Annotated in this window: 1 protein-coding gene; it reads left to right on the top strand. The window is 35.1% G+C overall.

The window, feature by feature from the left end:
• Positions 1–6: 6 nt before the first annotated feature.
• Positions 7–519 (top strand): reverse transcriptase domain-containing protein (locus tag ACFSCX_RS16540; protein WP_377929352.1); only part of this gene is annotated, 513 nt, incomplete at its 3' end.

A 519-nucleotide genomic window follows, 5' to 3' on the forward strand; every position in this document is an offset into this window, starting at 1 on the left:
ACCGACTTGTTGAAACGGAAGAAACTGAGACACAGTGAGTATTATGATATGCAACATTGCTTTGATAATCTATACGGACAAAGTGTTGATGGTCAAAATTTCTATGATTTAATGGAACTAATTAGTTCGAATGAAAATATACGTCTTGCCTATCGGAATATAAAGAGAAATACAGGTAGTAAAACGGCAGGGACGGATAAGTTAACGATTAATGACATCAAAGATTTGACGGTTGAAGAAGTTATCACTAAAGTTCAGAACAAGTTCGAATCTTTCGAACCTGGAACTGTTCGTCGTGTTTTCATTCCTAAAGCAAATGGAAAAGTAAGACCTCTAGGAATTCCTACAATATGGGACAGAATCTTTCAACAATGTATTGTTCAAGTATTAGAACCAATTTGTGAAGCTAAATTCTATAAGCACAGCTATGGATTTAGACCGAATAGAAGCACTCATCATGCAAAAGCACGATTTGAGTCACTTATTAATATGGCTGGACTCTATCATTGTGTAGATATA

It is taken from the genome of Bacillus salitolerans, assembly GCF_042680805.1.
GTDB classification, from domain to species: domain Bacteria; phylum Bacillota; class Bacilli; order Bacillales; family SA4; genus Bacillus_CJ; species Bacillus_CJ salitolerans.